Source organism: Nocardia suismassiliense, from assembly GCF_900269665.1.
Taxonomy (GTDB): domain Bacteria; phylum Actinomycetota; class Actinomycetes; order Mycobacteriales; family Mycobacteriaceae; genus Nocardia; species Nocardia suismassiliense.
The window spans coordinates 3957328-3964682 of sequence record NZ_LT985361.1; the positions used below are offsets into that span (position 1 = coordinate 3957328).

5 protein-coding genes are annotated in these 7355 nt (G+C 60.2%); 3 read left to right on the plus strand and 2 right to left on the minus strand.

Going from position 1 to position 7355, the window contains the following annotated elements; all coding sequences use genetic code 11:
• The first annotated feature begins 764 nt into the window (after positions 1–764).
• Positions 765–3164 (plus strand): MrcB family domain-containing protein, encoded by a 2400-nt coding sequence (locus DBO33_RS17710; protein WP_159080339.1) that lies wholly within the window; start codon positions 765–767, stop codon positions 3162–3164.
• 36 nt (positions 3165–3200) lie between these two features.
• Here the strand turns inward: DBO33_RS17710 and DBO33_RS42845 are convergent, their stop codons facing one another.
• Positions 3201–4274 (minus strand): hypothetical protein, encoded by a 1074-nt coding sequence (locus DBO33_RS42845; RefSeq protein ID WP_159080340.1) that lies wholly within the window; start codon positions 4272–4274, stop codon positions 3201–3203.
• Positions 4275–4469: 195 nt separating this feature from the next.
• On the opposite strand from DBO33_RS42845, the gene DBO33_RS42850 reads away from it, so the two are divergent.
• Both DBO33_RS42850 and DBO33_RS17720 read left to right on the plus strand, forming a co-directional pair.
• Positions 4470–4709 (plus strand): hypothetical protein, encoded by a 240-nt coding sequence (locus DBO33_RS42850; protein ID WP_159080341.1) that lies wholly within the window; start codon positions 4470–4472, stop codon positions 4707–4709.
• Between the two features lie 77 nt (positions 4710–4786).
• Positions 4787–5026, plus strand: a complete 240-nt coding sequence (locus tag DBO33_RS17720; RefSeq protein WP_159080342.1) for a hypothetical protein — start codon at positions 4787–4789, stop codon at positions 5024–5026.
• Positions 5027–5860: 834 nt separating this feature from the next.
• Here the strand turns inward: DBO33_RS17720 and DBO33_RS17725 are convergent.
• The gene (locus DBO33_RS17725; protein WP_107656028.1) at positions 5861–6958 is read right to left on the minus strand and encodes a hypothetical protein; all 1098 of its coding nucleotides are present in this window, start codon (positions 6956–6958) and stop codon (positions 5861–5863) included.
• Between the last annotated feature and the right edge of the window lie 397 nt (positions 6959–7355).

Consider the following 7355-nt stretch of genomic DNA (forward strand, 5'->3'; position numbering starts at 1 on the left):
AGGGAGGACTAGACCGAGGAGACCGGCACCGGGTGGGGGAGTAAACGATGCAGTGTGTCCGGTGGCCGTGCGGTGGTTTTACGACGAGAGATGACCGGCACTGTGGAAGTGGTTGGCAGCGGACTCGGTGGGTGCAATACCCACCCGGACAGGGGCACAGTTTGTGCCCCTCGGCATGCGTTGACGGCGTTACGTTGCGCGCATGCACAGATTCGAGGGTGCCGAGTCGGCAGCTATATGTAGCCTCAGAAGGCTATTACTTTCCTATCAGTTCGCGACTTACGGCGACCGTATCGTCGGTGAGCATGTTTGAGCATTCACCGGCGCCGCGGCGGTGTTCGGAGGCGTCGGTGGACTTACCTGGTGGCTGCGGCACGACGGCCTCGTCCGGTTGATGGCAGGCTTTATCGCGGTGGCACACTCTGATTCGGGCCGACGGGCTGACGCGATCAAGGTGCTTCGCTGCACCGGGATCGCTTGCGTGCCGCCGCGGAACCGTACTACGCGAGGGAACACCAACGGTTAGGTGCTTAGCGCTGCGGTGAGTCGCTACGTCTAGGCTCCGGCGCTCGGTGGAGCCAGCTGTTCGGCGAGTTCAACCGCGCGTTTCGGAAGGACTCATAGAGCGGCTGCGCTACCCCAAGGACCACTCACCGGAAGGATGCGAGCATGCATGCGCTGCGTTGCTCGCCGCCGGGCCGCATGCGTGCCGGGTCGGCGAGTTGGTCGGCCGTACCGGCTCGGCTTTCTGTAGATTGCTCTGCATGCCTTTGGGGGAACTGCTCCGCGAAACGCTGACACGACAACAGAATTGGACGTCGGAGGCCAAGAGTCCCCCGATGCGACGGCGGCGTGAGCTGGTCGAGCGTGAGATTCCTGCGTGGCTCGAGGAGCAGCAGCAGTACTTACCTCGCGGCGACCACGCATGGGAGGCGGAGGGGAGCAGTGGCAAGGGCGGTCCAGCCGAGATTCCCTGGAGTCGCTCGTTCCTTCGTGAGTTCAGCCCGAAGGCTGGCGTCGGCTGGTACCTGGTGTACCTGTTCGCTGCTGATGGAAGTGCGGTGTACCTGTCGCTTAACCAGGGCACAACGACGTGGGACACCGAACGTAAGGACTTCGTCTTCCGCTCCCAGGAAGGGTTGCGGAAACGAGTCGAATGGGCGCGCGACCAGACCCGTGCCACCGAAATCCGGGACACAGTCAGAGCGTCGCTCGTCGAGGAGATTGACCTGCAGTGCCGCGGTCGGCTGGGGCGTGCGTATCAGGTGGGCAATGTCTGGTCAGTCGAGTATCGGCGGGATGAGATACCGCCCGAGGAACAGTTGCGCGTCGACTTCCGCAACATGACAGCTCTTCTGAACGCTCTCTACAACGCCGACCCCGAGACCAGCTCTCTCGGAGAAATCACGGGCATCGCCCCCGAGTTCGAGGACGATCTCCGCTCGTTAGCGCGCCAGCCTGACGGGTCTGAAGGCGGCGACCTCGGGTTGGAGGAGCTGGTAGAGGTCGGCGGGCGTGAGCATGCTGAGTGGCAACCAGATGGGCCGGCAAGCATCGACACCCTCAAGCGCAATGCACTGGCGAAAGTGTTGGCTACTCGCCTGAACGCCATTCGCAAATCGGCGCCCGAGGAGTCGTTCCTTATCCACATCGACGGTCCGTGGGGTGCTGGCAAGTCCACCCTCCTCCGCCTGCTGAAGACGGAGCTTGACAAGAAGTTCGTTGTAGTGGAGTACGACGCATGGCGTAACGCGCGTGTCGACCCACCTTGGTGGGCGCTGCTGACGACGTTACGAGCTGCGATACAGCAAACGCTGGGAAGGCGTGAGCGGCACACACTTCGGTGGATGGAGACGCTGCAACGGGTCCGGCGGACCGGTGCCCCATTCGCTCTGGCTTTCGTAGTTCTAGCGACAGTTGTCGGTCTACTGGCGTGGCTCGTTGTCTGGGGAATCACCCAGCCTCCGCCGCCGCCGCAGGTCGATACGTTCTTCAACCGGTTCAAGAATCTAGCCGAGTTGGGTTGGCGCCTCGTTCCGTTGGCGGCCGGTTTGATCGCTCTGTTTGTCACGCTATGGACCGGTGCGCTCACGCTGGGCCGTAGGTTCCTGTGGGAGTCCGCTCGCGGCGCCCGCCTGTACGAGCAAGCTGCTCTCGATCCGATGGAGAATGTGGCCGCGCATTTTGGTTGGCTGCTGAGCAAAGCCCCACAGCCAGTGGTGTTCTTCATCGACGATCTTGACCGCTGTAAAGAAGGCCAAGTAGTTGCCTTGCTCGAAGCTGCACAGACAATGATGCGCACAGCCCCTCCTCCACGAGGCAAGCGTCCGGTCCCTGTCAGTTTCGTTGTGGCGGCCGACGGTGCCTGGTTGCGCCGTGCCTATGAAGTGTCCTACGACAAGTTCCAGGACGCAGTAGCCGAGCCTGGACGCCCTCTTGGGTACCTGTTTCTGGACAAGTTGTTCCAACTAAGCGTCCCGTTGCCGACCATCGGTGCAGCAGGCCAAAAGACTTACTTCCGGGGCCTGCTCGGCGGATCGGTCCGCGAAGGCGACACGCTAGGCGACGAGGTCGACAAACTGCAACGCGTCATCGCCGAAAGCACCAACGAGACCGAAGTGCTCGACGCGCTTCGGCAAGCCACTCCCGCTGCACGAGAACGAGTCAGCCCCGAGGCAGTTGAACGCATGAGCGGCGCTGAACTGGCAACCGGTGTCGAGCATGCCTTGGAGCGGTTCGCTCCGCTGCTGGATGGCAACCCACGCCGGATGAAGCGATACATCAACTGCTACACGGTTACTCGCGCCGCTCGAACCCTGGAAGGCTCGGTGATCGAGACTGATGCGCTGGCACTCTGGGTTCTAGTGCAGATCCGATGGCCAGAACTAGCTGAATACCTGAAGCACAAGCCCGACGCGATCGTAACAATCAACGAGAAAAAGGCGGCGAATGACTGGCCTGGTGACCTGGCCGGACTCCTCAAGTCTCGTGAATTTCGTGAAGTGATCGGGCAAGCCCCGCTCAAGCTCACCGGCAATCAGATCCGCGAATGCTGCGGTGCACAACCTGACGACGAACCTCCCGAACACGAGCCAGATGGGAGCGAGTCGAGTCCGGCCGGTGCAGACGGTCCGGCTCTCGCTGCCAACCGCGAGGCGACCTGAAGTTATCCGGTCACGAAATGCAAGTTACGGAGTTTGTCACGGCACCCCGCCGCTGTCGAGCAACATGAGGTAGGCCGTTGTATGCATGACCGCCACTACGGCATTAATCCGAGAGTACTGTCGTTTAGAGACGCCATGAGCGCTGGCGTGGCGTGAAAAGCGGTGTGGAATTTTGTCGCCTTGATCCTCAAAGAAACGAGTGTATGATCCCCAGATCCCGCCGAATACGATCGCTGATCGTAGCGGCCAATTTCCGAGGTCGGGTCGCTTATTTTGGCCTGTCACCTTCGTGTGGGCAGTTTTGAGTGTCTGCCGTAGCATTGTGTCTAGTAAATTAGCCGCCAATGCTTGAGCCGTCTCGTGGTGACCGTTTTCGAGAGCTTCTGTGGCTTTTAGTGCAAAATATCTGTAATGAGAATACTTGGTAGATGCTATGGACTCGACTTCGGACCGGCATGAAGATGTCACACGCTTCCACTTGCGACCGAGGATCGTTCGACGTTCTTGCACCGACCTGGCAGTGATCAGCTGATCGAGAAGCTCGGCATCGGGGACCCAAGCCAATGCCAAACCCTCATCCAGTAGCAGCGTCTTGAGCTTGTCTTCGGATATGCCGTGATGTGCACGCCAATTCGGCAGAAATAAATGAGCTCGCGGAGGGGTTAGCTTTTCAAGGAAGTGTTCGATGTGTTCGAACACCGTTTTAAACTCGTCGCGCTGCAACTGGTAGATCGACTGAAAGGCGCTAAAGGACTGTGTGAGGCTAGATAGCTGGCCCGCCAGATCGAGCTGGTATCTTACGGCGGGTCCAAATAGTTGCGCGTAGTCGAGCTTGAGTACTGGCAAGTCTAGCCGGAAACCTTTTAGTGCTTCGGAGTATGTTGAGCTAGCAGCTTCGGTGAGACTTCTGAGCTGGAATATTTGTTTTTGATAGCCCGCTATGCCGTTTGTTAACTGAAATAGCGGCTGCGTGTATCTTTCTTGGATGATTTTCGACGTCTGACTTAGCTGCTCGGTCAGTGCTAAGAGATCTTTCCGCTCCACCACTTGCCTAGCCTGGCGAAGGATCAGGCGCTCTTCCGGTGTGCGGTTCGCATCGGACTGACTCACACCCTGTTCATCCTGATCCGGACGAGCGCCGTTACGATTGTCCTTTACGGATGGGCGCAGGTCCAGCGAGAAGCCGGCATGAAGGGGGCTTTGACTTCACGGCGACAGCGTGTCCGTCGGTTCCCGGATGCACCCTGCTGCGCGGGTACTCGTGAAAGCTGCTCCCGTACCGCTCTCGGCGGTATGCTCGGCGGTATGGCAGGACGAAAGACGTCGGTGAGTTTCGACGATACAACGCTGGAGATCCTCGCGCGCCGCGCTGAGGAGGAAGGCATGGACCGTTCGGCCTACCTCGCGGACCTAGTGCGCCGTGACGATCTGCGCCGCCGCATCGCTGCCGACACCGCCACGCTGAACACAGCTGGCCACACTCTTGAACGCGCCAGTGCGCTGACTGCGGCTCTGATTACGCATCGCCGCCGTACTGCCGGCTGATGGCGCTTCCCAGATTCGGCGAGGTCTGGAACGCCCCGTCAGGGTCGGTGCTGCCCGGCGGAATGCTGTGCTTGATCGTGTCCAGCGACGACTACAATCGCATCCGGCGCCAATTCATCATCGTCGAGGTGCTCGCCGAACCGCTGACCGGCGATGCGATTATCTGCAACCTTGGCGCAGTTGGTGTCGCGCTCACAGGCGCTCCCTTCACCGTCGGCCCTGGTTGGTTCGCCGAAACCGACGAACCGATCGCGGTTCTCGACGACGCGACCGCGCGTCGCGCTACAGACCAGATCAAGGCCATCCTCGGTCCCTAGGAGTTCCAGCTCACGGAGATCTCCGGGGCCTTTCTATGCGCTATCTCATTATGTCGGTGTGCCATCGAGCGCCGGTAGCCGCATTTGTGGAGAGTGCAGGCGACGTACTCGATCTCTCACTGTCGGTGCTCGATCAAGTCCGTTTCATGCTCGTGCACACGTAGACTCCTGGGAAACGTCACAAGCACACACCTCCCATCGCTTACGTGATCAGCCTCCTCTTTTCGATCTCGACACCTAGGGAGGGCCGATGGTGGATCCAGGGGTAACCTCAATGCCTAAGTACCCAGCGGGGCTTGGCTGGCTTCAGATACGAGTTCTCGATTGTCTAGAGGGAGATGACTGGGCTCTCTCAGTAGCTGAAATCGCTACCGAGATCTATCGCGCAGAGGGCGACTGGCCGGATGACTCCGAAGTTAGGTCCGTATATCAGTGCCTGAAGCGGCTTGAGAAACGGGGAATCGTCAAAGGCTGGAAAACCTGGATCAGAGAGATTGGGGTGATCACCGTTTGGCGGTCGAGGATCGATCCCTTGCGACAGGTGTTCGATCCGGGTGGCTAGGCGAACCCGGATCCTCCGGGCTTGCGGCGGATTGGCGACCAGTTCGGGCCCATCGCTGTCGGTCGATCAGAGCTTGCGAGGCCGGCTGGTGGGCACTGTTGATTGTCTGGCAGATCACTCCTCGTGGGCTTCCTCCTCTTCTTCGGCAACCTCGGTCATGCATGAATCACAAAGTACTGGATACGGTCGCCGCCGTGATCGGGTGTGCACGATGCCTTCGCCTGGCGCGAGCGAGGTGCCGCACCGGGCGCATGCTGCGTCGAACCGATTTCTCATGACGTTCCCTCCTCCGCCGAACTGGCTGGCTGTGAGTCGATTCCGCCGTGTCCGGTGTCAATGACGATCGAGCGTGTGGCGTCTCGATCCTGCGGATGTACCAGGACCGGGTGCAGCCACCGCACTTCCGCAACTTGCTGATCGCGAGGCCCCGTCCAATACGTGTGCCAGTGTGCACGTCGAATGTGTGCCCGGACAGCTTTGCCGGATGCCCCCGCCTGCTCAGTTGCCGTCTTCCGGGCGGCCAGGAGTTTGGGTCCGATGTCGAAGCCCATATCGACAATTGTGTTGAGTGCGGTTTGCTTTCGGCGCTTCTTGATTCCTGGCACCAACTCGGTCGGTGCGCTGAGGTCGCCTCGGCTGCTGCACAAGTAAAGCAGCAGACTCACCCCAAGTCGGTACGCGTCGACCTCAAGTTGATGCATTACGGCCGTAAGCTCGATAGCCTCGAAGGCCAGACGGTTTGTCATGATCATCTCTTCGACGGTGAACCGCTGAGAGACGCAGGGGATTCGGATGTTGTACTCCTGGAAGTCCGGCTCCTGTCCGGCAAAATGCAGGCGTCCGATCAGTGCAGCATTTAGGTAGTGCACAGCTGGGTCGGCTGTCGAGCACAGTTCGAAGGCTTTTGTACGGCCGGTCACCAACATGCCGACGTAAACCGGCGACTTGGTCATCGGCGGTGACTCCGACGAACGGGGCGCCGGCAGCGGTACGGGGAACACCACGAACGGGTTTGGGTGCGGCAGCCGCCGGAACACTTCGCAGGGAATCGGGGTTCCGCGATCGGTCTCGGCAAGTCCGGCAACCAGTTCGGGATGCACCCTATAGACCACACGATGGGCCTGCCATTCACGGACACCCTCCGCCGCGAACAGGAGATCCCGCAAGTATTCGACCGACGCGCGCCCTTCGGGAAAGGCGGAGGCCACCGCCAAACGGTCCAAGTCTGCGTCGCTGGCGTCGCGGATCCATGGGGTGAGGATGTCGATGGCTGCGGCAATCCGCGGGTCGGTGTGGAGTTCGGTGATGAATGAAAGCTTCTGCTTCTCGTAGGCCTGCGTGACCGCCACCGCCTGTTTCGCGGTCTGCAAGCTGGAGGCCCCGAGTCTGGCCGCAGGTCCAGTATTCGGCATACCTCAATGACACCATCCGGCACTGACAGTCGGGCGGAGATTGCTGTCGGCCAACAGGTCTGAAGCGAAACAGCCTCCGCCGGTACCTCCGTGACCGCGTCGAGGAACACTGCGATTGGATGTGGACCTGATGCGGTCCTGATCCGAATGTGATGCGGTCCTGATCCGAATCCCATTCCGATCAGATTCCGATCAGCCAGGGCCCTGACCTGCGCCTTCGGCGGATGGCTTCTGCTCGTCTGGCTCCAACTCTCTACCGCTTCGCAGCAGAGAGTTGGAGCCAGACGAGCAGAAGCCATCATCAAAACAGTTGGGAGCCAGGAGGTGTACTGGGGAGTACTCCTATATCAAACCG